The organism is Bacillus sp. URHA0034, from assembly GCF_056280405.1.
This window is the reverse complement of the sequence record NZ_JBWCDK010000002.1, coordinates 4900733-4923690: the sequence shown is the minus strand read 5'-3', so window position 1 is coordinate 4923690 and position 22958 is coordinate 4900733. Positions and strand designations below refer to the sequence as shown.

Below are 22958 nucleotides of genomic sequence, written 5' to 3'. Positions count from 1 at the left end.
AAATCCATTCTATTCATGTTCATTTAGTTTTTGAATTTCCTTTAATGCCTCAATTCTATTCTCATCTTCCTCAAAGAACTGAACAAGATCTCCAATACGATCAATAGAGTCCCAGCTTAAATGATGCTCGATCCCTTCAACATCATGATAGATGTTCTCATCTTTTACCCCAATAATCTTGAGGAATTGTTCAAGCAGTTCATGTCTAAAAACTAGGCGCTTACCAATCTTATTACCCTTGGGTGTTAAGCTGAGTCCTCTGTATTTTTCATAAACTAAATATTCATCTTTATCAAGCTTTTGCACCATTTTAGTTACTGAGGAGGGATGGACGGACAGCGCTTCGGCAATATCCGATACCCGAGCGTATCCTTTTTCTTCAATCAAAATATATATTTGTTCAATATAATCTTCCATACTAGGTGTTGGCATCCCTTAACCTCCAAAAAATTCTCTTCTAAAAGTTTACTATATTAAAAAATGAGTGACAAGGTTCTTTATAGCAGAAGGAATTATTTTATGGCTGTCTCCTCGAATAAAAATTTTATCCTTTTTTCCTGCTCATCAAGGAAAAGCTTGGCATTAAAGGTTTTTTCTTTATTCGTAAATCCTTCGATTAAATCCGTTTTTTCACCTGAGAGTAAAAGTTTGACATTTTTCTGAGTAATATTTTTTCCAAGGATTTTTTTTGAAATCGTAAAATTACACTGATTTTTTTTATAGTTACTGCAGCCATAAAAGGTGCCTTTATCGACGATATCTCCATCACATTTCTTACAAGGCCCTAGTTTTGTTGGTGCTCTTCTTTTTCCTTTTTGTTTTCCCGGAGTGAAGTTTTGAGTGAGATCATCAGAAAAAACCCAGTTAACCGATTCATTCCTACTAGAGGATATTAAATGGAGGACCATTTTCTTAGTTTGTTCCATAAAATGCTTTGGTACGGCAGATCCTTCCGATATTTCCTTTAGTTTTTGCTCCCACTTTGCTGTCATTTCAGGTGAAGCGAGAATTTCTTGTCCAATCGCCTCAATCAATATTTTAGCTTTAGCAGTTGCATAGACTACATTCTTTTTGACTTCAATGTATAAACGGTCCTTTAGCATGGTGATGATGCCGGCTCTTGTTGCTTCCGTCCCTAACCCTTCCGTTTTCGTAAGGATTTTCTCAAGTTCTTTATCATCTATATGTTTTCCAGCAGTTTTCATTAAGGTAATTAGCTGACCTTCTGTATAGCGTTTTGGCGGCTGTGTTTGACTTTCTTTTACAACCACCTTAACAGTTTTCCCTTGCTCCCCTTCAGTTAGTGCAGGCAATTCAGGCTCTTCATCTCGTTCCTTCTGTTTTAAGACTTTTCGCCAACCCTCTTCAAGCTGTACCTTTCCTTTAGAAATAAAAGACGCCCTGCCATCGACTAGTGTGGTAACCGTAGTATATTCCGAAACAGATTTATTATAATGGGCGGCAATTAGACTCGTAACAATTAAATCATAAATTTTTCGTTCCTCTGAACTAAGTCTATCTAAATATGGGATTTGTTCTGTCGGTATGATCGCATAGTGATCGGTTACCTTTTTTTCATTAACATATCGTTTGTTATCTGCAATCGATGCAACCGGCAATGGGAAATAACTTTCGTAATCTTTTATATGACTTAATCGATTTAAAATATCAGGGAAAGTATGCGCCTCTTCTTTCGTAACATATCTAGAATCGGAGCGGGGATATGAGACATACCCTTTTTGATAAAGTTTTTGCAGAATATCTAACGTGTTTTTAGGAGAGAATTTATACCGTTTATTGGCTTCAGCCTGTAAAGCTGAGAGATTATATAAGAGCGGTGGTAAAAATTCCTTTCGTTCGGAAAGTACCTCCGCTACTTCAGCTTGCTTGTCGCGGCAAAAGGCAGCTACTTTTTCTGCCATCTCCTTGGTCTTCACACGAGTTTCCCCATCGTTCTGCCATTTTCCATTGTACTTTTTGCCATTTATAGAAAAATGGGCAATGACCTCCCAAAATGGTTCTGACTTAAAACTTTCAATCTCTATTTCTCGTTTCACAATCAGAGCTAAGGTTGGAGTTTGAACCCTTCCTACCGAAAATACATCTGAGAATCCTTTTTGCTGAAGCAGCAAGCTATAAAGCCTTGAGCCATTCATCCCAACAATCCAATCCGCACATGCACGAGTATAGGCTTCAAAGTATAAGCTTTTTGTCTCCTGTTCATCCAATAATTTATTAAACCCTTCTCGGATAGCATTTGCTGTTAACGAGGAAATCCAAAGTCGTTTCATTGGTTTTTTGCAGTTTGTCATACGCAGGATATTTCGAATAATTAATTCACCTTCACGCCCGGCATCACCTGCATGAATAATTTCCGTTACATTCGGATCAGAGACTAGTTTTTTTATAACAGCAAATTGCTTTGCCTTATCTTTTGTTACCTCATATTGAAATTGATCAGGTATGATTGGTAAAGTGTCCAAAGACCATTTTTTCCAACCAGGTTCGTACTTTTCGGGGGCGATAAGTTGACATAGATGTCCAATTGCCCACGTAACAAATGCACCATTTGGAAATGTTTCATTCGGAAATATTTCAATAAAGCCGCTTTGTTTTTTATGTTTAAATATTGAAGCTAAGGTTGAACCTTGATCGGGTTTTTCAGCAATAATTAATTTCATCTTAATTTGCTCCTTCTTAAAGCATCCCTGATTCATTTTCCCACTTCAAATCTATTTTTGTAAAGGTAAAAAATAAAGGCAGATATTAGTCAGTCCTAAAAAAGCACATTCTTTTAGTGATTATTACTAAGTCTGGAATAAAAAAAGGACCCGCCAAGATTTTGGCAGGTTTCATAAGCACGCATCTTAGGTTCTATTTAATTGATTTAAAGGAGTTATTTTCTTGAACATACCAATTTTCTTCGGGAACAATATTAGAGACTGTTAAAATGAATGAGGGAATCCGCTCCACATCAAACACAATAGCTCCAATTTTCTTAGTAAACATGATAAAGGCAGTCCCATGGGGAAATCCAGCTAAGTTCTTATCAATATGCAGCAATGACATGAGTATAGCTTGCTTTTCATCTGCTTCAATTAAAACTTGTGGTGAGAATCTTAAAATCCATTCTTCTCCATCAATAGAAAATCGATACATGGGCTCTCCCTACCTCATAATACAAAGTTATTATTAAAACATATGAGGAAGAGCCTATATTATATTCATCAAAGAATTATATTCACATTTATTAATAAATTATTCAAAACAACTCGTTTTTCAGGAAAAAACCACCTGTCATTCCTTGACTGTCCATTTTCATTATTGTATATTTAAAGCATCATGTAAGCGAATATATTTTCCTGTACATGATAATATTTAACTTGGTACCGGATAGGTGCCACGATAGGCTTAGGAGGAAGAAGTACATGCAAAACGGTAAAGTAAAATGGTTTAACAACGAAAAAGGTTTTGGTTTTATCGAAGTTGAAGGCGGAGACGATGTATTCGTACATTTCAGTGCAATCCAAGGCGACGGCTTCAAATCATTAGAAGAAGGTCAAGAAGTTTCTTTCGAAATCGTTGAAGGAAACCGTGGACCACAAGCTGCTAACGTAGTAAAACTATAATCCTTTCTAATAACAACCATTCAAAGGCTGACGATATTCGTTAGCCTTTTTAATATGCTTAATTTAATTTCTTTCCGTAGTCCCGAAGCTGCTCGCCAACTGTACATTGAGAAATACAAAAACGATGTGCGGCTCTCCGCCCATCTGCTTTTTTTATAAATTTATGCAAAAAGCAGCCATTACAATATTGATTCATCAAGCCTTCTACCTGGCTTAATAATTCCTTTCTCACTGAAGGCTTCATGATTGTTCGCCACACTCCTCTATAATATTAATGTTTTGGCAAATATCTCTTTCCCCTCTAACGCTTGGGTTGCCAATTTATCGGCTTCCTTGTTTTCTTTTCGAGGAATTACCGTGAATTTCGGATGCATTCCTAATGACTTCATTTTTTCTTCAATTCGGTCAAGCCAGCGGTTTAAAGTTTCTTCATAACATGGCCATTCTCCTTCAAGCTGCTTTAATATCCCTTGGGAATCACCCTTAAATTCGCAGGATAAATGATGTACGCCTAGGTCTTCTAAGATATTTAACGCAAAATAAAACGCAGCATATTCTGCCTCGTTATTAGATTCCATTTCGTCAAAACGTTGATTGGCACGGATGCGATACTTCTTTTTTCCTTGCTTAAAAAAGATAACAGCTCCAAGTCCTCCCTGGTTACTTTCTTTTTGGAAACCACCGTCAAAAAAGACCGTTATTTCATGAGGATCCTCCTCAATTTCCGTTAGCAGCTTTTTCATTTCCTTTAAAATCCAAGAAGTTCCTGCTTCATCATAAAAGTATAACTCCGTTACTTTCCCGCTAGCTTCAAGTTCTTCGGCAAATTGAACAGCCAATTCACCCGTTACCCAATCAGAAGAACATGGAACCTTTTCATTACTTTTTACTTTATATATCCACTCGAGCTTATATTTCATTTTATTCAGCCTTTCATGATTGTTTTGGTGCGTCTTATCATCTAGCCTAAACAGTAAAAATATCGATACTTTTATTCTGCCCCACTTCTACCAAGAAAAATATTACCTGCATGACGATATTAAAATATGTTAAACTTTTTAATATTGAGATGTAACTTTTATCATCCGAGGAGGAAGCAGTATTGATTGAAGTCTATATTGATGGAGCAAGTGCTGGTAATCCTGGACCAAGCGGAGCCGGGATTTTTATTAAGGGAAACGGTACATCTGAAAAATATGCGATACCGCTTGGAAACATGTCAAATCATGAAGCAGAATTTCATGCTTTTATTGAAGCACTTAACATTTGTATTAAAAATGGATTTGGCCCTTCTATTGTTTCTTTTCGAACAGATTCTGAACTGGTAAATATGTCTGTAGAAAGAGAGTTCACTAAAAATAAATCGTATGCACCCCTACTTGACAGGGCATTACAACTAACCAAAGAATTTGAATTATTCTTTATGAAGTGGATCCCCAGTGCCGAAAACAAAGTGGCAGATCAACTGGCTAGATTGGCGATTCAAAAAAATTACAGTGAGGAGAAAAACTAGACATCATGAAACCATCCTTATTTGCCGATTTAAGCCTGCTATTTGTTACCTTAATTTGGGGAACAACTTTTGTACTAGTCCAAAATGCAATTGATTTTCTCCCTCCCTTTGCTTTTAATGGGATTCGTTTTTCTTTGGCAGCACTTCTTTTATTTTTCTGGCTGCTCTTCTTTGATTTTAAACAGTTAAAACAGTTGAACTTAAAATTATTAGGCTCAGGGATATTTATCGGTTTATGGCTTTTTCTTGGTTATGTAACGCAGACTCTTGGTCTCTTGTATACAACGACATCAAAGGCAGGATTTATCACTGGACTCAGCGTTGTATTAGTCCCATTATTTTCTATGATTTTACTCAAACAATATCCGAGTAAAAATGCAGTCTTTGGTGTTATAACCGCGACAATTGGTCTATTTTTATTAACTCTGACTGATGTTTCAGGCTTAAATATTGGTGATGGTTTTGTTTTTATCTGTGCGATAAGTTTTGGTATGCATATTATTATAACCGGTAAGGTCAGTAATAAATACCCTACTCTGCTGTTAACCGTTATTCAAATTTCAACCGTCGCTTTATTATCCACTTTTTCAGCTTTCTTTTTTGAGGATTGGAGGAAGTCAGTAAGAATCGAGGTTTTAGTGTCAAAGGATGTTTTAGCTGCATTAGTCGTTACAAGCGTTTTTGCGACAGCGATTGCTTTTTTTATTCAAACTAATTTTCAGAAGTATACGTCCGCTACCAGGGTTGCGTTAATTTTTGCCATGGAGCCGGTTTTTGCCGCTCTGACAGGTTTTTTTGGGGCCCATGAACGATTATCGATAAGTGCTCTTTTGGGTTGTATTCTAATCTTTCTGGGAATGATTTTTGCTGAGCTTCCAACAGGAAAGATGGCTTTGTTAAGAAAAAGTAAAAGCCTGGAAAGTTAAACAAGCTCCCCTCTTTGTAAGGGAGCTTTTCTAATTCAATTAAATAGCCAATAATTCATTTTCCTTCACATATCTTAATGCAGCTTTTCTCGTATTGATATTATTTGCAATTAACATCTCGAGCAAGGCTACATAGAAACTCCCGTCAAAACGTTTTTGCGCTTTTAACGTTAATTCGATCGCGGTATTAATCATCTCATCAGAAGCATTTGTATAATGTTTGCCGAAGAAAATAAAACCAACCGCATCATCTTGAAATTGAAAGCCCTTCCCTTTCAAGTAGTGCAAATAATCTTCAACTGTTAACAAGGTTTTGACCAATCCTCTCCCACACATATGAACAGTTAAAATCTTAACTTAATTTTAGACAATTTTCTATCTTTTTTTGTTAAAAGGTGACCAATCACACCAACTAATACTCCTAACACAGCTCCTCCCACTACTTCCTCTGGTTGATGACCTAACATTTCTTTCAACTTTTTTGGGGCCTCTTGTTTATATTCAAGACTTTCTTCTTTATTAATTTTTTCAATTAAATCATTCATTGAATTTACTCTTAGAGTAAGTTCTCCGGTCTGCCTTCTAACTCCTTGTGCATCATACATGACAATTAAACCGTAGACCAGGGAAAGTGCAAAGTCAAAGGTTGGTAATCCTCGTTGCAGCGCAATATAGGTAGTCAGTGTAGATACACCGGCAGAATGGGAACTTGGCATGCCACCTGTACCAAAAAATAAGTCTGGCCGCCATTCTTTCTTCTTGAAAAAATGAATTGGAATCTTAACGCCTTGGGCCAGACCAATGCTAAAAAGTGCTAAGTAAACACCTTTGTTCATCATATCACCTCTACTCATTATTGTTTAGAAAGTTGAGTTTTATTATTCCATGTGGAAATACTAAAAAAGTGGGAGGTGAGTGTTTTGACTAAAAAGGGTAATGCTAGTCGGGGAGTGAAAGCTCCTAGCGTAAATCCACAGGGATATGGACAGGATGCAGAAATGACAGAGGATCCAAAAAGCACGTTAGAAAATAACGCAAAGAAAAGTAATACCAAAAGATAGCGCCCTAAATTCCGGGTATGAGAAAAGGGTGTCCCAATGGTTGGAACACCCTTTATTTAGGAAATAAACGCCTCATCAAACGGTAGCAGACGCTGTAAACCTCGAAGTTCGATTTCTTTCAATTTATTTAATGCTTTTTCCATGGGAATTTGCAGCCCAGCCTGATCCAGTTGACACATTACAGGAACATCACATTTTATTTCCGCTAAAATCCTAGACAAATGGAGCATGTCTAAACCTTGCTCTATTTTTGATTTATGTGATTTTGATAAGCGGTCGAGGTTCGAAATAATTCCTTCTACATGTTCAAACTCTTTTAAAAGTTTCAGGGCTGTTTTTTCACCAATCCCTTTAACCCCAGGGTAATTATCGCTTGGATCACCCATAAGTGCCTTTAGATCAATCATCTGTCTTGGCATGATTCCCTTTTCTTCATAAAAGGTTTGGGGTGTATGAACAAGATAATTGCCATATCCCTTTTTGAGTAAAATAACCGAAATATCCTCATCTAGCAGCTGAAGAATATCCTGGTCACCCGTTAAAATCGACACATGGGCAGAATCCTTCATTTGCTGGGCAATCGTTCCTATACAATCATCAGCCTCGTATCCAGCCAAGCCGATATTAGGAATATCAAAGGACTCCACCACCTCTTTAACCAAATCAAATTGTGGGATAAGCTCAATCGGGGCCTCCCCCCGATTACCTTTATAATCAGCAAATATTTCAGTTCGAAAGGTTTTGCTGCCCATATCCCAGCATACGGCTAAATGTGTCGGCTTAAATGAAGATACAGCCGTAAATAGATGTTTAACAAAACCATGAATTCCATTAGTCGGAATTCCTTTTGAATTTATCATAAATTGGCCTGTTACTGCCGTGGCGTAGAAAGCCCTAAATAGCAGTGCCATACCATCAACAAGCATGAGTGAAGGCTTTTGATTTTCCAATTTCTTAGTCCCCTTCCTGGTATACTAAAAAAACAGCACGTCTCTCATTATACCATAAGAAGGCTAGGATGAAGATTCAATTTTATTTTCTTCATAAGAAATCCAGTCACTAAAACTCCCAACGTACAGCTTCACTTTTTGAAAGCCCGCTTCTGTTAATGCGAGGAAATTAGGGACAGCCGTTACCCCAGAGCCACAATAAACGATAATCGATTGATTGGAATCAAGATCGGAAAATCGCTGTAATTGTTCAGGGACCGGCAAATAATGACCACTCTTTACTCCCTCCATCCACGGCTTATTAATTGCTCCTGGAATATGGCCCGCTTTCTTATCTATTGGTTCTTCTAAACCAAGATATCGTTTCTCTTCACGCGAATCAACTAATACTTGGTTTTGTGTTTCAACAGCTTCCTTAACTTCTTCAAATGTTGCCAGTAATTCGCACCTTAATATTAACCGAAACTCAGCCTTTTTAAAGACGGGGATTTCTACAGTTACGGGTGAATTTGCTTCAAGCCAGTTTTTGAACCCGCCATCAAGTACATACACTTTGTTATGGCCCATGTATTGCAAAAGCCACCAAAAACGAGCGGCGAATGCCCCTTCTCCTTGATCATAAGCAATCACGGTTTTATCATTATCGATCCCTGCATTTTCGACCTTCCTAATTAAGTCATCGATATTTGGCAGCGGATGACGACCACCATGTTCTCCGATTGTTCCTGATAAATCTTGTTCTAAATCAAAATAGACAGCTCCGGGAATATGGCCTTGTAAATAATCTTTTTTCCCCTTCAAAGGGTCAGCCAGTGAAAACCGGCAATCAATCACTCTTACATTCTCATGATGTAAATTTTCCAATAACCATTCCCTGTCTTTTACAAACATCATCCGGAAGTCCCCTCCATTATTCAGATAGCTTTTGTTCTATTTCTCTTAATAATTCGACTGAAACTCCTCCATCCAATGCAGAAAGCATACTTATATAAAAATCATCAGTCTGCCTCTTCATTTGCAGTAACAAAAAGGTAAAATTGGCATTTAATTCCAACACATAATGGTCATTTAGTTTGGCCGCTTGTTCTTTTAGATAATTATCAGCGATTGGATTCAGAACTTGGGACAGTTCATCACTCATGAATTTCTTTTCATTTTTCTCAAAAAAGGACTTAGGATTTTTAAAATATGATATTGCCTTACTGAAATGCAGTTGGCTTACATCCTTAAAGGCAATTGGAAAATCAATGTGATTAGTTTCCTTTTTATCAAATACTGAAAATGAGAGGTCACGGTTTACTTCAAGAAAACTCCTCGTAAGGCGTTCTTGGTAATCATTCAACAGCTTTTCAATAAACCGATCTAATCTAACGGTTGTTGCTCTAAGCTCTTGAGCGAAATCATAACCAAAGCTTTCCAAAAACTCATCAAGGCCCGTTTGCAATGCTCTTTTCAAATTACGCCCATCGTCCCTTAATGAAGACGGATTAAACGCTTCTCTAAAAAAATCACTAAACCGGAGGAAGACTCTTTGTTTAATGTAAAAAACTAATTCTTCTGCTTCTTGTATGATTCGATTTTGTAGTGTATCAACTTTTTGATTTTCGAATAAATCCTTTATCTGGGCTTTTTGGTTTTCTAATTCAGTTCGTTTTTGCATTTTAATGTTCAGGTCTTGTTGAGAATTGTGGATAAGTGTACTAACTAATTCACGAACCCGCAATAATTCCTTTTCCGCTGAGGCAATGGCCATTTCCGCTAGGTCATCGGAAATAAATTGATAAAAGGCCTGCTCAAATCCCTTCATACCGGAGGATGTATCCGAATTCCCAGTCATTTTCTCTTTTAATCCAAGAAGACTAGATAAGGAATAAAGATGAGGATTTCTGATCCCAAACTTTAATAAGTTTTCTTCTACATATTGGGAAACAAATTCCTTTTCTTCTTCATTTTCAGCAAGATCAATGGCATTGATGACGAAAAACATCTTATCCATTTGAAAGGATTCCTTTACACGTCCTAACTGCATTAGAAATTCTCGATCTGCCTTTGAGAAAGCATGATTATAATACGTGACAAAGAGGATAGCATCTGAATTTTTAATATAATCAAAGGCTACGCCAGTGTGTCGAGCATTAATGGAATCCGCTCCAGGGGTATCAACCAAAGTAATTCCTTTCCGTGTTATCCCACAATCATAGTAAAGCTCAATCCACTCCACATAACAGGATTTCTCTTCCTGAGCAACAAACTCCTGAAAGTCGGATAAGCCCGTTTCTTTTATCGTACCAAGTAATGGAACAAACAGGTTATATCCTTTTTTAAATGCGTGTAAAAAGGCAAAATGTGTTTTTTCCACGACAGTCTGCCCTTGCTCAAGTATAATCCGATCAATTAAGGTTACTGCCTCCGGAAATCCGTCTGCATGCAGATCAAAAACCTTTAAGGAACGATTTATATCTTCAAGCATGGTAGTTGATTCTTTAAACTTTATTAGAACGGTCCCATGTGGATTTTGGTCCGTTACTGGTTTGATTTTATTGATTGCCGCCGTGGTTGGATTAGGGGAAACAGGTAATACCTTTTGTCCTATTAAAGCGTTAGCAAACGAAGATTTCCCTGCACTAAAGGCACCAAATAATGCAACCGTAAAACCCTTAGTATCCAAACGCTCTGCTTTTTCCGTTAATTCCTTGGAAATCTTGTGAAAACCAGGCAAGTCTTTGACTAACTCCGAAGCATATTTTAGCTTGGCAGTTATACCCTTTAAGTGATTGCCTTTTGATTCCTTTTCGCTTTTGGTGACCAGATGGTTCACCTTTTTTTCCATTAAACTCTCAGGCTTTGTTTTCACCTTCTTCAAATCACCTAGGGAATGAACGACCTCGTATTCTTCTGCTTCATTCGTAAAGAGATGATAAAGGTCTTCATCTATCGTTTTTGTTTGTGAAATTAACAGTTCATTTATCGCTTTTTCCCGGCTTAAATGGACCTGCTCACGCCTTTCCAGCTCTTCTAATGCGTTTACATACTTATCAATTTTCCTGTATTCCTGTTCGTATCTGTGCTGTAAGTAAGCACTCTGTTCTGTTAATGCGGCAAATAATACCGTTTTAAAGTCTGTTAACTGTTTTCTTGCATTTCTTTTTATTTCATTGGCTACGTCCTCTGTGTAATGAAGTACATAATCACCGGTTACACGCGCCCCAGGTTTAACCGTATTTCTTAATAAATCAACCGGAACCGGTATGGAATAGGATTGGGCTAAGCTATGAAGTTCAGGAAGATCAAGCTCAGCAGCTTTCAACGTACGGAGTAAAAATTCCCGGAGATGCCATTCCAGTTGTGTTTTTGTTTTCTCCACAAGATCCTCATAAAAAGATGTTAATCTCTTATTTTTCTCCTCTTCCGTTTTTTGTTTGGAAAACAAAATACCAACTTTAAATTCAGGCTGACAACTTTCTAAATATTTCGCCGCTAGCTCTCTCGTTTGGAACGGCATGAGATAGGCAGTCTTCATGATTTGGGCAGTTTCCAGCTCAAATTCCTTTTCTTTTTTACCCGTTCCCTCTTTGACACTGTTCAGCTCGGAAACTAGCTTTTGATAATTTCCTGATAACTCTTGCTTTTCCTGCTCTGATAATTCAGTGAGAACTTCTACTAAAGGAGAAAGCTCTTCTTCTTCCTTCTTTTTTAACTGATTTAAGTGGTCTAGAGCAATTTTCTTTAATGAGTGATAAATAGATGGAACTAACAGCTGATCTTTTCCTGTCAGTTTATCTGCAATAAATTCCTGAAGCTGATGAAACTGATTATAAGGGTGCTGTTTGTCTTTTAAAGAGGTATAAAAAATTCTTGCAGGTTTCACTCCCCATGATGCAAAAGAATCGACAACACTCGTTTGAAAGTCTTGAAAGGTCAGTTCCTCATCTTTATGTTTGTCAATTTGATTGATAACAAGATATACCTCTTTACCTGCCTCCGTTAACTCTTTTGTAAATAAAAAATTTAATTCTGCTTGGACATGGTTGTAGTCCATTACATAAAAAATCAAATCAGCTAAATGGATAGCGGATTCTGTGGCGATCCGATGGGCATCATCAGCAGAATCAATTCCAGGGGTATCCATGATGATGGTATTTGCCGGTAACATTGATTCACTATGACTAATCTCTACTTCCTCTATGGTGTCCCCGTCTTTACAATAATTTTTAACTAAATCATAGTCATATGGGGCCATATATAGCCTTGGTTTTTCATTTTTAAAGAATACTTTTGCATAATCCTCGCCCGTTTTTACCTTAACTAGATTTGCACTTGTTGGAATGGGGCTTGCTGGCAGCAGATTTTCCCCCACTACCTGATTGATCATAGTCGATTTACCTGCTGAAAAATGGCCGCAAAAAGCAATCGAGTACTCCCGATTCTCTAATTTTCTAGCTAGTTGTTTAACTTTTTCTGCTTGAACTTGATCATTCTGATTTCTTAAATATTCATAAATTGAAACAATTTTTCCTTTAAGTGTTAGGAAATTTTCTACCCGTTTCGCTGTTTGTACCATTAACTTATTCCCCTTAGCATCGTAGTAATATTTTTTATTTTATACGATAATTCAAACATTTCCTATCATGTAACTCCCTTTTGGAGTGAAAATTTCCAAGTGAAACTACAAAAGCCAAGGATTTCTCCCTGGCTTTCTTTAGTTATTACGATTGAGTTACATTTTTTAAGACGTGCTTCATGACAAATGCGTATATTATCACCGTTCCACCAACAAAAGCAAAAGTCATTAGTAACACCTTCCTCTTCTTCATCACTTGAGAATGATTTTCATTATTGTAACCATTTTAACATGGGTGATAATCATTTTCAATAAGCATTACAGAAGTGTCACATTTATTTAACGATCTTTGGTATGAAACGGCGACAGTTTTGAAAGGTCTCATCATACTCAGTTAGTGTATTAAGTGCTTTTTCTTCCAAAGGAATCCGAATTTTAAGCATTAAGATATTTAAAACAGTGAAAAGTAGAGCAGTAAAAAAAGAGTTAAATAGTAATGGAACCGAAATCAATTCAAGAGCAACAACCAAATAATTGGGGTGTTTTAAATAACGGTATGGTCCTTTTCTTATTACGTTTGTATCCGGCAAAACGAGTATTTTTGTATTCCAAAATTTCCCTAAAGATATAATAACCCAAATTCTTACGGCCTGTGCCAAACAAAATAAACTTAAAAACACAGGCCAGGCAGGAGATATTCCTCGATTAATTATTAAGGTTTCAGCGGATAAAAAAATAATAAAAAGCACATGTAAAAGAACCATATACTTATAGTGCCTTTGTCCAAATTCAACAGCCCCCTGCTGAATCATCCATTTCTCATTCCCTTTAGCAATATAAAGTTCGATGATCCGCTGTAGGACGATAAAAGATAATAATAGAATGAATAAAAGTGAATTATGCATTATTGCCACCTCAACAGAAGTAATTCTGAGCTAAACCCAGGACCTAGTGCTGTTGCAAGCCCCCAGTCATTTTTGGGGATATCCTGTTCCATAAAACGCTTTAACACAAATAAAATGGTAGCTGAAGACATGTTTCCATAATTCTTAAGAACATTATGAGAAATTTCATTCATCGAAGGTGGAATCTCCAGTGATTTTATATAGGCGTCCAATACTTTTTTACCGCCAGGATGGGCAATAAAGTGGTTGATTTGGCCGAGCTCTATTTGCTGTTCAGATAAAAAACCGATCACATTCGGTTTTAACCATGCTTCTATAATATGTGGAATGTCTCGAGAGAAAATGACAAATAACCCAGTGTTTCTGATGTTCCAGCCCATTACATCTAATGAATTGGGCATTAGTGTGGATTGGGTGGCGGCAATATATGGGACAGCAGTCTTCTTACTATATGCCTCTTTTTTAACTTCATCCCCTATGATCAATGCACAGGCAATACCATCGGCAAATAGCGATGTTCCAATCAAATTACTTTTTGATAGATCATCTTTTTGAAATGTTAAACTGCAGAGCTCAACTGAAAGGACAAGTACTTTTGCCTTGGGAAAGGCGATACAGTACTCAAAGGCCCTTGATAATCCCGCAGCTCCCCCGGCACAGCCCAATCCCCAAATCGGCACCCGTTTTATATGGGAATGAAAAGGTAAATGGTTAATTATTCTTGCATCAATACTTGGGGTCGAAATTCCGGTTGTGGAGATAAAGAAAATAGCATCAATTTCTTCGTATGAAACAGGCTCATTTAGAAAGCTGTTACTATGTAAGCATTTCACAATCGCCTCTTTACCGAAATTAACAGCGCATTCAATATAGGCATTGTTCTTCTCCTCAAAGGAATGATCTTCTTTGAACCAATCCAAACTTTTTGCAAAGTATCTGTTTTCAATTTGGCCGTTCTGGAAGGCTTTTAGGAGTCTCTCAATATCCTTGAATGAATCGGAAAAAAGTTCTCGAGCAAACACCGATGCCTGCTCTTGATTAACTTGAAAAGGTGGGATGACTTCTGAAACGGATAAAATGGAAGGCATGAATCAGTCTCCTTCTTTATGATTAAGGATATTTTTTCCGTTAAAGGTGAATTTATTCTAACGAAGTCAGCATAAAAAAAAAGCTTCCCACTGCTGGGAAGCAAACGTTTTGAAGGTTGTTGCTGTGCAATTAAATTATATCGCGGTTTTGATATTCCTTCATTAGATAAACTTTTCCAATTATATATTTTTTTCGCCTGTTATTTACCTGTTCTTATTTTTCAGATTGCTTTTGTACTTCAATCTTGATTTTGTTACTGGCCAATACCCCACACACCTTACAATATTCTTTTTCATCATATAAAAGTCGACAGTTCTCGCAGTAATATTTCTCCAACAAAAGTCACTCACTTTCTAATAAAAATTGAAATATATGATTAGCTTATTTTTTTATTTCAAGAGTGTTACCTAGTTCAACATACACGAAAGTGTTTGTGAAATAATATTCATTTACATTGATCACTTGTGAAATAGTGGTGTTCACAGTTTATTCATATTTATCAAACGGGTTAGTGATATAAATCACTGTTATATCAAGTTTTTATTATTAACATAGGTATTAAATAAGGAAAGAACAATTTGTGAACTTCGCAAATTCATATTTTACTTTCGCAATTGTTTTGTATTATGAAAGAGAGAAATGAATAATTAATTGTTAATTTTCTGAAGGGAGTGCAAGGGGGATGGCGAAAGCGGAACTGAAAACAAAACAAAAAACAGAAGTGGAAGATAGCTCTTCTCTTAAAGGGACATTAGCGTCCGTTTTCTTTTTGGGGGCGTTTATTATTGTTGCTTGGGTAAGTGTCTATTACCTATTCGTCGAACGATTTTAATTGATTGTAAGGGGGTAAGTTGTTATGCACATGCATAAATTTGAAAAAATTTGGCTGACGTTCGGAATTGGCTGCCTTGTCGTGTTTCTATCAGTGGTAGGTGTCAGCGCTTTCTACCTAGGCAACAAGCCGGCTAGTTGTTTAACTACTATTAATTCTGCAAAAGTTGATCAGACAAAGCCTTTTGATCAACCCGGTTTGCATCAGGTGGAAGGAAAAGAATGGGACTATGAGTTAGTCTTTGTAGCATCGACATTCTCCTATAATCCTGCAAAAGTAAAAGTACCCCTCGGTGCGAAGGTGAAGGTTATAGCTACAACAAAAGATGTTATACATGGTTTTGAAATGGCGGGTACCAATATTAATATGATGCTTGAGCCAGGGTATGTCAGCGAATATACGACTACGTTTGACAAGGCTGGCGAATATTTGGTGGTTTGTAATGAATACTGTGGTTCAGGACACCACTTAATGAGTGCAAAGATTGAGGTGGTTAAATAATGGCTAATGAAACTGCAAAAGTAAAAGTAGACCCGCGTGATGCAAATCTTTCAATGGCACACTTTTTCGTTGCCTTTTCGGCACTAGCTCTTGGTGGTTTGATGGGACTCCTGCAAACCCTTGTGCGTTCCGGTAAATGGGAACTTCCTTGGGGAATTGATTATTATCAAATTTTAACTGTCCATGGTGTTTTAATGGGTCTTGTATTAACAACCTTCTTTATTATGGGATTCCAATACGCCGCAGTAAGCAGAACAGCGGGTGGTCATTCGAACGCTGCCAGACGTTTGGGCTGGATTGGTTTTTGGGTGATGTTAATTGGTACCCTAATGGCGGCAACAATGGTATTACTTAAGCAAGCATCCGTCCTTTATACCTTTTATGCACCACTTAAGGCTCATTGGATTTTTTACTTAGGTTTAACGTTTGTTGTGGTTGGAAGTTGGGTTGACGGTGCTGCGCAAATTATAACTTATGCAAAATGGCGGAGAAATAATCCTGGCAAACCAAGTCCATTATTAAGCTTTATGGCTGTCATTAATACGGTACTTTGGATTGTCGCAACTCTTGGTGTAGCTGCTACAGTTTTATTCCAACTGCTTCCATGGTCACTTGGATTAGTTGACACTGTTGATGTTCTAGTCAGCCGTACCCTATTCTGGTATTTCGGTCACCCATTAGTTTACTTCTGGCTCCTGCCAGCGTATATGTGTTGGTATGCTATTATCCCAAAAGTAATCGGAGGAAAAATCTTTTCAGATTCACTGGCAAGACTATCGTTTATTTTATTCCTGCTGTTCTCCATTCCGGTTGGATTCCATCACCAATTAACGGAGCCTGGGATTGACCCGGCATGGAAATTCTTACAAGTTATTTTAACATTTATGGTTATTATTCCTTCTTTAATGACTGCTTTTTCATTATTTGCGACTTTTGAAAGGTTTGGACGCTCGAAAGGAGCAACGGGTCTTTTTGGCTGGTTTAAAGTATTGCCCTGGAATGATGCCCGCTTTACGGTTCCATTTATTGGAATGGCCTCATTCATTCCTGCCGGTGCTGGCGGTATTATTAATGCCTCAAACCAAATGGACGAAGTAGTTCATAATACTATATGGGTAACAGGCCATTTCCATTTAACAGCCGCAACATCTGTTGTATTAACGTTCTTTGGTATTTCCTATTGGCTGGTACCACATTTAACTGGACGTACATTAACGAAGGCCATGAATAAATTGGGCATAATCCAGGCATGGATCTGGTTTATCGGTATGGTATTCATGTCAGGAGCGATGCACATTGAAGGTCTGCTTGGAGGACCAAGACGATCTGCTTTTTCAACCTATGGTGGAGCAAAGCAGGCTGCCGAGTGGATTCCTTATCAAATTGCTCAGGCAGTAGGAGGATCGATTTTATTCTTAGGGATTATCTTAGTGATTATTATCTTTGTCAATCTAGCCTTCTTTGCCCCTAAGGGCGAACAGGAATTTCCTGTGGCTGAAGCTGAGAGTACTGAACAACAGGCCCCAATGGTATTTGAAAATTGGAAACTATGGCTTGGGATCACTGCAGCACTCATTTTATTTGCTTACACGATTCCGTTTATTGATATTATCCAGAACGCACCTCCGGGTTCAAAGGGTTTCCAAACTTGGGGTAAATGGTAAATGTTTGTCGATAGTAAAAAGGCCTCAATCATCGAGATTGAAGCCTTTTTTATCGTCAATTTAATTTATAAACATCAGTATATTTTTTATATAGATAATCAATTAAGTAGTTGGGATTCAACCCCTCGCCAGTGACATCCTGTAAGATCTCAAGTGGTTTTTTTAATTTCCCGTATTGATGAATCTTTTCAGTCAGCCATGATTTTATTGGTAAAAAATCTCCGGTTTCTAACGAGAGATTAAACTCGGGAATCTCTTCTAGCATTTTTTGTTTAAATTGTGCGGCATACATATAGCCTAGTGCATAGGATGGAAAGTAACCAAAGCTGCCTCCTGCCCAGTGGACATCCTGCAGAACTCCTTCTGCATCATTTTTCGGGCGGATACCAAGATACTCTTCATATTTATCATTCCAGATTTCTGGTAAATCTTTCACTTCAAATTCACCATTAAATAATCCTTTTTCAATTTCATAGCGGATAATGATATGGAGCGGGTAGGTTAATTCATCTGCCTCGATTCGAATGAAGGACGGCTTTGACTCATTGATCGCTCGATAGAAATCCTCCAGTTTTACCCTATCAAATTGGTCATCTGCGGCATAATGTTTCAAAAGTTCAAAGTTGTTTTTCCAAAAAGAATAGCTTCGTCCTAAAATATTTTCATAGAAAAGGGATTGGGACTCATGAATTCCCATGGAAGTTCCAGTACAAAGCGGTGTACCAATCAATTCCTTCGAGATGTTTTGTTCGTATAAAGCGTGCCCTCCCTCATGAATGGTACCAAAAATAGCAGTTCGAAAATCACTTTCATTGTAATTTGTGGTGACTCGGACATCACCGGGATTGAGTCCGGTAGCAAAAGGATGGACTGTTTCATCCAGTCTCCCTGCATGAAAGTTATATCCCATTTTTTCTAAAATCTTCAAACTAAAATCTCGTTGTTGCTCCTTAGGAAACTTTTTAAATAGAAATTCCGTGTTTGGCTTATAAGGAGATTCCGAAACAGCTTTAACTAAAGGGACTATCTTATCTCTAAGTTCTAGAAATACTTGATCAAGAACACTTACGGTCATCCCAGGTTCATACATATCTAATAGCACATCATACTTATTTTCATGGTATCCCCAGTAGCTGATAAACCTATTTGTCATGGCTACTAGCTTTTCAAGGTAAGGACAAAACAGAGCAAAATTAGCTGTTTCTTTTGCTTCCTCCCAAACACTTTCAGCCTTGGATTGGAGGATGACATATTCTTTATACTCTTCTTCAGGTATTTTTTTATTTCGTTCATACTCCCGTTTGCATTCTTGCAGAATCTTGCTTGTCTTTTCTGATAGTGATTGTTTTGTCAAATTAGCTATATATGCGGCCATTTCCTCGGAAGTGGACATTTTAAATACTTCAGAGGAAAGCATTCCAATTACTTCGGACCGCTGTTCAACTCCTTGTTTTGGAGCCCCGGTCCGTAAATCCCAATAAATTAGTCCAATTGCCTCATTATAAGCGGAGATTTTTTTTACAAAGTCTAAGAATTCTTTTTCTAATTGCTTAATGTTCATACCAAGACCTCCCTGTATAATTAGTTAAATTTTAACATACTATTCGTGAATCGCTGACTTAAAGAGTACAAAAAAAACAACAGGAGATCTGTTGTCAAAAAAAGAGAAGTTCTTAGGAAAATAAATTTGAAAAGGGTTGAGCGAGTGATAAACCACTAATCAATTGTTGATTGATTAGAACCATCTACAGGTTTATAACTTTTGCACCTCCTATAGTTTGTTTACTTCCTTTTTATTATAGATGAATAAACATAAATCCCATTGTGCTACTTATCACACCTATGGCATAATTTTATTAATAATTTGTGAAAAAAGGCGGAATAAACATGATCGAACTGGTAGGCTGTTGCTGTAAATGCCGGAAAGAAGTTTATTGCTTAGATGGTTTTTTAAATGGTGTCCATCGAGACAAAAAAGAGATCTTTTGTTTCGATTGTTTTGAGAGATTCGTAAACGAAACTGAAAAACCGCAAAGCTAGCTTTGCGGTTTTTCATCTTTTACACCATATTATTAATTCTCATTAGGCGCGGTTGGAAGAACCGCTTTTATTTCTTGAAACACCTTATTATCTATATCTTCATTCAAGAGGATATGGACCGTTCCCTGATCCTTTTCAGTCCTAATTAACCTGCCAATTCCTTGGCGGAGGCGGAGAAGCATATATGGTAAGTCTACTTCTAAGAAAGGATTGATAAGTCCATTCTTTTTAGCAGTAAAAACCGGATCATTAGGCGGAAACGGAAGGGAAAAAATAATGACATTTTCTAACGACCTGCCTGGGATATCTAGCCCTTCCCACAAATGGATCGAACAGAGAACAGCATGTTCTTCATTTTGAAATTTGGAAACTAACGTGCTTATCTCCTCGTCTCCTTCAAAATAAACAGGGTAAGGAAAGGTACCTGAAAACTGCTTTTTTAGAAATAATAATTCTTCATTGGTATTAAGAAGGATTAATGCTCGACCTTCAGACTCAGTAATTTGTTCAATTAAATATTGAACCTTTTCGTCTATATCACCTTTTGGAAAACGAGGCAGATATACTTTCATTTTTTCATCATAATCAAACGGCGATGCGACTGAAAAAGAAACGTACTCGCTAACGCCAAGACTGTTGGCGATATAATCAAAAGACTTATGATTGGAAAGTGTGGCTGAGGAAAAAATAAACGGCTTCTTCTGTGAAAATACTTCCTCACGCATTACTTCTTCGACCATTTTAGGCATGATTACAAGGGTTCTTTCTCCACCCTTTTCTTCAAACCAGGTAATCCCGTTAAGTTCTTGAAGAAATAGCGATAGTGAATAAGTAATTTGTTCTAAATATTCCTCAACAATTTTCAAATCATACTCGTTAATCACATATAACTCACTCTCAAAAACCAGCTCCTCTTCAAGTGCCTGCAAGGTTGAGAGCAGCTTTCGACAGGTTTTCATCACTAATGGATGCTTGGTGATAACTTGTTTTTCAGATCCTTGCGATTGAGAAGAAAATTGAGAGATAGCATCAAAAAATGCCTCATTTGCTAAAAGTGCTTCTTCAATTGTATATAACGTCTTTTCACGGACTTCGTTTTCCATTAACCTAGTTAGTAAAGTATCTAATGTATAATCGGTAAAACGGTAGCTTAATGCTTTCTGTGCAGCATATTCGAGCAGGTGGCCCTCATCAAATACGACAGAGGAATGCTCTGGCAATAGAGGAAGCTGTCCTTCCCGTTTTCGTGATTCCTTAGTCCAAATATGCTCCATGTAAAAATCATGAGAACAAATGATTAAATCGGTTGAATGTCGATAATATTCCCGGTGCAGGGTTAAGCCGCAGCGATGACGTTTATCACAAGAGAAGCAATCCTGCAGTGCATCCCAGTTCAAGTTATTCCATACTTCATCCGAAAGAGATGGGTAATCCCGCCTATCGCCATATCTTTCAAAAGACTGCATCGATCCAACGGAATGCACAAAATCAGGAAGTTCCTGATAAACCTCTGAAATCTCATCCGAAAAATCATTGTTTTTGACCTGGTCAAGCTTTTTCAAACAAAGATATTGATCCCTTGATTTTGCCAGACGCACATCTATCTGTAAGTCTAAAATCTTCTCAAGCTTTGCAATATCCCCTTCTTTTTTAACCAGTTGTTCAATTAATGTCTCGTCAGCGCAAGCAATTACTGCAGGCCTATTCGTATAACGCGCATACATGATAGCATACAGTAGATATACAATCGTTTTCCCCGTACCTACTCCTGCCTCGGCAAACATTACTTTTTTCTCTTTAAAGGCTTTTTCTAATTGAAAAGCCATATAAATTTGTTCGTCTCTAAGTTCAAAACCTGCTTCCGGTAATACATCATAAAATAGATCGCCAATCCATTCCCCTAACTTGTCATAAAAAGACTCCGTTTTTGAAATTTCAAACGGCATTCTGTTGTTGTGCATGAAAACCCCTCCCCCATAAATTTTCTTTCCTATTCGTTCCGCGGGGGTCTCTTGCCCCAATATTGATAAAGGTCCGTCCGAATGAATCCATTAAACAACTTCCGCTTCTTTGTTGCCGGTTTTCCGTAAAATTGCTCAAATTCTTCATTCGAAGTCATGATATAAATCGACCAGGTATCGAGTTTACTAAAAGCCTGTCCCATTTCCCTATACATTTGCTCCACTGCCTTTTTATCTCCAAGCCGCTCTCCATATGGAGGGTTTCCTACAATAACACCATACTCTGTACTTGTCGTTATATCCCGAACCTGCATTTGTTTAAATTTAATTAAATCACCAAAACCAGCTTCTACGGCATTACCTTCCGCTATTCTAACCATGCGATGGTCTATGTCAGTGCCGGTAATGTCTAATGGCTGGTCGTACTTTGCCAAATCCTCGGCTTCCATTCGGGCATCCTCCCAGACCTTTTCGGGCATCCAATTCCAAGCTTCAGACACAAATTCCCGGTTAAATCCAGGTGCAATATGCTGCCCAATCATCGCTGCTTCAATTGGAATGGTACCTGATCCGCAAAAAGGATCAATAAAAGGCCGATCTGCCTGCCAATTTGTTAACATTACAAGTGCAGCTGCCAATGTTTCCTTTAGTGGAGCCTCACCTTGATCAATCCGATATCCGCGTTTATGGAGTCCGCTGCCACTGGCATCAATGGTTATGGTCGCAACGTCTTTTAACAAAGCAACCTCAATCCGATACAGAGCACCACTTTCCTCGAACCAAGTATTTCGCCTATAATGTTTTTTCAGACGTTCAACCACTGCTTTTTTAACAATAGCCTGACAGTCTGAGACACTGAATAACTTTGATTTAACCGACTTCCCTATAACAGGGAACTCTGCATCTTCAGGCAAAAAATGTTCCCACGGAAGCGCCTTTGTCTTTTCAAACAGTTCATCAAACGTAAAGGCCTTAAATTCGCCAACTTTAATTTTAATGCGGTCTGCCGTTCGCAGCCATAAATTGCTTCGTGCAATAGCTGACTCATCCCCAGTATAGGTAACCCTGCCATTTTCCACTTCACAATTATAACCAAGTGATCGTACTTCTTTAGCAACTAAGGCTTCTAACCCCATCGCTGCGGTTGCAATTATTTGATATTTTCCCATATTTTCACCCTTAAATAAATTCAAATGTATGTATTAGCAGGTTTATCGTTCAACTTGTCGCTTACATTATTGACAAAATGCTGCAATCGAATGCAGTTGTTTACAATAAAAAAGCTCCCCATATTAGGAGAGCCCTTAATATCCAGCATTTTTTACA

22 protein-coding genes are annotated in these 22958 nt (G+C 37.7%); 7 read left to right on the top strand and 15 right to left on the bottom strand.

Features of this window, described 5'->3' with window-relative positions:
• Positions 1 to 9 precede the first annotated feature (9 nt).
• The 3 genes from mntR to ACZ9EE_RS25795 form a co-directional block, all read right to left on the bottom strand.
• Positions 10 to 432: a transcriptional regulator MntR gene (gene mntR, locus ACZ9EE_RS25805; protein ID WP_476031465.1), complete on the bottom strand. Its 423-nt coding sequence runs from the start codon at positions 430 to 432 to the stop codon at positions 10 to 12.
• 80 nt (positions 433 to 512) lie between these two features.
• Positions 513 to 2681, bottom strand: coding sequence for a DNA topoisomerase III (locus ACZ9EE_RS25800; protein WP_476031464.1), 2169 nt, complete (start codon positions 2679 to 2681; stop codon positions 513 to 515).
• A gap of 193 nt (positions 2682 to 2874) precedes the next feature.
• Positions 2875 to 3159: a hypothetical protein gene (locus ACZ9EE_RS25795; protein WP_476031463.1), complete on the bottom strand. Its 285-nt coding sequence runs from the start codon at positions 3157 to 3159 to the stop codon at positions 2875 to 2877.
• 269 nt (positions 3160 to 3428) lie between these two features.
• On the opposite strand from ACZ9EE_RS25795, the gene cspD reads away from it, so the two are divergent.
• Positions 3429 to 3629 carry a cold-shock protein CspD gene (gene cspD, locus ACZ9EE_RS25790; RefSeq protein ID WP_071459908.1) on the top strand — a complete coding sequence of 67 codons (201 nt, stop codon included), beginning with the start codon at positions 3429 to 3431 and terminating at the stop codon, positions 3627 to 3629.
• Between the two features lie 58 nt (positions 3630 to 3687).
• On the opposite strand, the gene ACZ9EE_RS25785 is transcribed toward cspD, so the two are convergent.
• Together ACZ9EE_RS25785 and ACZ9EE_RS25780 are read right to left on the bottom strand one after the other, a co-directional pair.
• Positions 3688 to 3873, bottom strand: a complete 186-nt coding sequence (locus tag ACZ9EE_RS25785; protein ID WP_476031462.1) for a zinc-finger domain-containing protein — start codon at positions 3871 to 3873, stop codon at positions 3688 to 3690.
• 19 nt (positions 3874 to 3892) lie between these two features.
• The gene (locus tag ACZ9EE_RS25780; protein ID WP_476031461.1) at positions 3893 to 4549 is read right to left on the bottom strand and encodes a reverse transcriptase-like protein; all 657 of its coding nucleotides are present in this window, start codon (positions 4547 to 4549) and stop codon (positions 3893 to 3895) included.
• A 182-nt stretch (positions 4550 to 4731) separates the two neighbouring features.
• On the opposite strand from ACZ9EE_RS25780, the gene ACZ9EE_RS25775 reads away from it, so the two are divergent.
• Both ACZ9EE_RS25775 and ACZ9EE_RS25770 read left to right on the top strand, forming a co-directional pair.
• Positions 4732 to 5142: a reverse transcriptase-like protein gene (locus ACZ9EE_RS25775; RefSeq protein WP_476031460.1), complete on the top strand. Its 411-nt coding sequence runs from the start codon at positions 4732 to 4734 to the stop codon at positions 5140 to 5142.
• Positions 5143 to 5147: 5 nt separating this feature from the next.
• Positions 5148 to 6068, top strand: a complete 921-nt coding sequence (locus tag ACZ9EE_RS25770; protein WP_476031459.1) for a DMT family transporter — start codon at positions 5148 to 5150, stop codon at positions 6066 to 6068.
• Positions 6069 to 6107: 39 nt separating this feature from the next.
• On the opposite strand, the gene ACZ9EE_RS25765 is transcribed toward ACZ9EE_RS25770, so the two are convergent.
• The gene (locus ACZ9EE_RS25765) at positions 6108 to 6377 is read right to left on the bottom strand and encodes a DUF6123 family protein (RefSeq protein WP_476033097.1); all 270 of its coding nucleotides are present in this window, start codon (positions 6375 to 6377) and stop codon (positions 6108 to 6110) included.
• Between the two features lie 35 nt (positions 6378 to 6412).
• On the bottom strand, positions 6413 to 6904 hold the full coding sequence (locus ACZ9EE_RS25760) for a divergent PAP2 family protein (RefSeq protein ID WP_476033096.1): 492 nt from the start codon (positions 6902 to 6904) through the stop codon (positions 6413 to 6415).
• A gap of 84 nt (positions 6905 to 6988) precedes the next feature.
• Between ACZ9EE_RS25760 and sspL the strand changes: the two genes are divergently transcribed.
• Complete coding sequence (gene sspL, locus ACZ9EE_RS25755) at positions 6989 to 7129, top strand: small, acid-soluble spore protein L (protein WP_476031458.1); 141 nt, start codon at positions 6989 to 6991, stop codon at positions 7127 to 7129.
• A 56-nt stretch (positions 7130 to 7185) separates the two neighbouring features.
• On the opposite strand, the gene ACZ9EE_RS25750 is transcribed toward sspL, so the two are convergent.
• From ACZ9EE_RS25750 to ACZ9EE_RS25730, 5 genes are all read right to left on the bottom strand, one after another.
• Positions 7186 to 8079: a 5'-3' exonuclease gene (locus ACZ9EE_RS25750; protein WP_476031457.1), complete on the bottom strand. Its 894-nt coding sequence runs from the start codon at positions 8077 to 8079 to the stop codon at positions 7186 to 7188.
• Positions 8080 to 8142: 63 nt separating this feature from the next.
• On the bottom strand, positions 8143 to 8973 hold the full coding sequence (locus ACZ9EE_RS25745) for a sulfurtransferase (RefSeq protein ID WP_476031456.1): 831 nt from the start codon (positions 8971 to 8973) through the stop codon (positions 8143 to 8145).
• 16 nt (positions 8974 to 8989) lie between these two features.
• The gene (locus ACZ9EE_RS25740) at positions 8990 to 12640 is read right to left on the bottom strand and encodes a dynamin family protein (RefSeq protein ID WP_476031455.1); all 3651 of its coding nucleotides are present in this window, start codon (positions 12638 to 12640) and stop codon (positions 8990 to 8992) included.
• A gap of 335 nt (positions 12641 to 12975) precedes the next feature.
• On the bottom strand, positions 12976 to 13545 hold the full coding sequence (locus ACZ9EE_RS25735) for an isoprenylcysteine carboxyl methyltransferase family protein (protein ID WP_476031454.1): 570 nt from the start codon (positions 13543 to 13545) through the stop codon (positions 12976 to 12978).
• On the bottom strand, positions 13545 to 14633 hold the full coding sequence (locus ACZ9EE_RS25730) for a type III polyketide synthase (protein ID WP_476031453.1): 1089 nt from the start codon (positions 14631 to 14633) through the stop codon (positions 13545 to 13547). Before ACZ9EE_RS25730 ends, ACZ9EE_RS25735 begins: the two co-directional genes overlap by 1 nt.
• Positions 14634 to 15316: 683 nt before the next feature.
• Here ACZ9EE_RS25730 and ACZ9EE_RS25725 point away from each other — a divergent pair.
• From ACZ9EE_RS25725 to ACZ9EE_RS25715, 3 genes are read left to right on the top strand one after another with little or no spacing between them, the layout of a single operon-like run.
• On the top strand, positions 15317 to 15466 hold the full coding sequence (locus ACZ9EE_RS25725; RefSeq protein WP_476031452.1) for a cytochrome c oxidase subunit 2A: 150 nt from the start codon (positions 15317 to 15319) through the stop codon (positions 15464 to 15466).
• Positions 15467 to 15490: 24 nt separating this feature from the next.
• Positions 15491 to 15967, top strand: coding sequence for a cytochrome c oxidase subunit II (locus ACZ9EE_RS25720; protein WP_476031451.1), 477 nt, complete (start codon positions 15491 to 15493; stop codon positions 15965 to 15967).
• Positions 15967 to 17631, top strand: a complete 1665-nt coding sequence (locus ACZ9EE_RS25715) for a b(o/a)3-type cytochrome-c oxidase subunit 1 (protein ID WP_476031450.1) — start codon at positions 15967 to 15969, stop codon at positions 17629 to 17631. The genes ACZ9EE_RS25720 and ACZ9EE_RS25715 overlap by 1 nt, the downstream gene beginning before the upstream one ends.
• 55 nt (positions 17632 to 17686) lie before the next feature.
• Here the strand turns inward: ACZ9EE_RS25715 and ACZ9EE_RS25710 are convergent, their stop codons facing one another.
• The 3 genes from ACZ9EE_RS25710 to ACZ9EE_RS25700 form a co-directional block, all read right to left on the bottom strand.
• On the bottom strand, positions 17687 to 19192 hold the full coding sequence (locus ACZ9EE_RS25710; RefSeq protein WP_476031449.1) for a carboxypeptidase M32: 1506 nt from the start codon (positions 19190 to 19192) through the stop codon (positions 17687 to 17689).
• Between the two features lie 511 nt (positions 19193 to 19703).
• Positions 19704 to 21632: an ATP-dependent DNA helicase gene (locus tag ACZ9EE_RS25705; RefSeq protein WP_476031448.1), complete on the bottom strand. Its 1929-nt coding sequence runs from the start codon at positions 21630 to 21632 to the stop codon at positions 19704 to 19706.
• A gap of 29 nt (positions 21633 to 21661) precedes the next feature.
• The gene (locus tag ACZ9EE_RS25700) at positions 21662 to 22801 is read right to left on the bottom strand and encodes a THUMP domain-containing class I SAM-dependent RNA methyltransferase (protein WP_476031447.1); all 1140 of its coding nucleotides are present in this window, start codon (positions 22799 to 22801) and stop codon (positions 21662 to 21664) included.
• Between the last annotated feature and the right edge of the window lie 157 nt (positions 22802 to 22958).

What these genes read in the sequence shown, in the direction of transcription:
- mntR (WP_476031465.1), bottom strand. Translation starts at nt 432, where the DNA reads ATGCCAACACCTAGTATGGAAGATTATATTGAACAAATATATATTTTG.
- ACZ9EE_RS25700 (WP_476031447.1), bottom strand. Translation starts at nt 22,801, where the DNA reads ATGGGAAAATATCAAATAATTGCAACCGCAGCGATGGGGTTAGAAGCC.
- ACZ9EE_RS25785 (WP_476031462.1), bottom strand. Translation starts at nt 3,873, where the DNA reads ATGAAGCCTTCAGTGAGAAAGGAATTATTAAGCCAGGTAGAAGGCTTG.
- ACZ9EE_RS25705 (WP_476031448.1), bottom strand. Translation starts at nt 21,632, where the DNA reads ATGCACAACAACAGAATGCCGTTTGAAATTTCAAAAACGGAGTCTTTT.
- ACZ9EE_RS25770 (WP_476031459.1), top strand. Translation starts at nt 5,148, where the DNA reads ATGAAACCATCCTTATTTGCCGATTTAAGCCTGCTATTTGTTACCTTA.
- ACZ9EE_RS25735 (WP_476031454.1), bottom strand. Translation starts at nt 13,545, where the DNA reads ATGCATAATTCACTTTTATTCATTCTATTATTATCTTTTATCGTCCTA.
- ACZ9EE_RS25710 (WP_476031449.1), bottom strand. Translation starts at nt 19,192, where the DNA reads ATGAACATTAAGCAATTAGAAAAAGAATTCTTAGACTTTGTAAAAAAA.
- ACZ9EE_RS25800 (WP_476031464.1), bottom strand. Translation starts at nt 2,681, where the DNA reads ATGAAATTAATTATTGCTGAAAAACCCGATCAAGGTTCAACCTTAGCT.
- ACZ9EE_RS25725 (WP_476031452.1), top strand. Translation starts at nt 15,317, where the DNA reads ATGGCGAAAGCGGAACTGAAAACAAAACAAAAAACAGAAGTGGAAGAT.
- ACZ9EE_RS25715 (WP_476031450.1), top strand. Translation starts at nt 15,967, where the DNA reads ATGGCTAATGAAACTGCAAAAGTAAAAGTAGACCCGCGTGATGCAAAT.
- cspD (WP_071459908.1), top strand. Translation starts at nt 3,429, where the DNA reads ATGCAAAACGGTAAAGTAAAATGGTTTAACAACGAAAAAGGTTTTGGT.
- ACZ9EE_RS25760 (WP_476033096.1), bottom strand. Translation starts at nt 6,904, where the DNA reads ATGAACAAAGGTGTTTACTTAGCACTTTTTAGCATTGGTCTGGCCCAA.
- ACZ9EE_RS25795 (WP_476031463.1), bottom strand. Translation starts at nt 3,159, where the DNA reads ATGTATCGATTTTCTATTGATGGAGAAGAATGGATTTTAAGATTCTCA.
- ACZ9EE_RS25740 (WP_476031455.1), bottom strand. Translation starts at nt 12,640, where the DNA reads ATGGTACAAACAGCGAAACGGGTAGAAAATTTCCTAACACTTAAAGGA.
- ACZ9EE_RS25730 (WP_476031453.1), bottom strand. Translation starts at nt 14,633, where the DNA reads ATGCCTTCCATTTTATCCGTTTCAGAAGTCATCCCACCTTTTCAAGTT.
- ACZ9EE_RS25720 (WP_476031451.1), top strand. Translation starts at nt 15,491, where the DNA reads ATGCACATGCATAAATTTGAAAAAATTTGGCTGACGTTCGGAATTGGC.
- ACZ9EE_RS25745 (WP_476031456.1), bottom strand. Translation starts at nt 8,973, where the DNA reads ATGATGTTTGTAAAAGACAGGGAATGGTTATTGGAAAATTTACATCAT.
- ACZ9EE_RS25780 (WP_476031461.1), bottom strand. Translation starts at nt 4,549, where the DNA reads ATGAAATATAAGCTCGAGTGGATATATAAAGTAAAAAGTAATGAAAAG.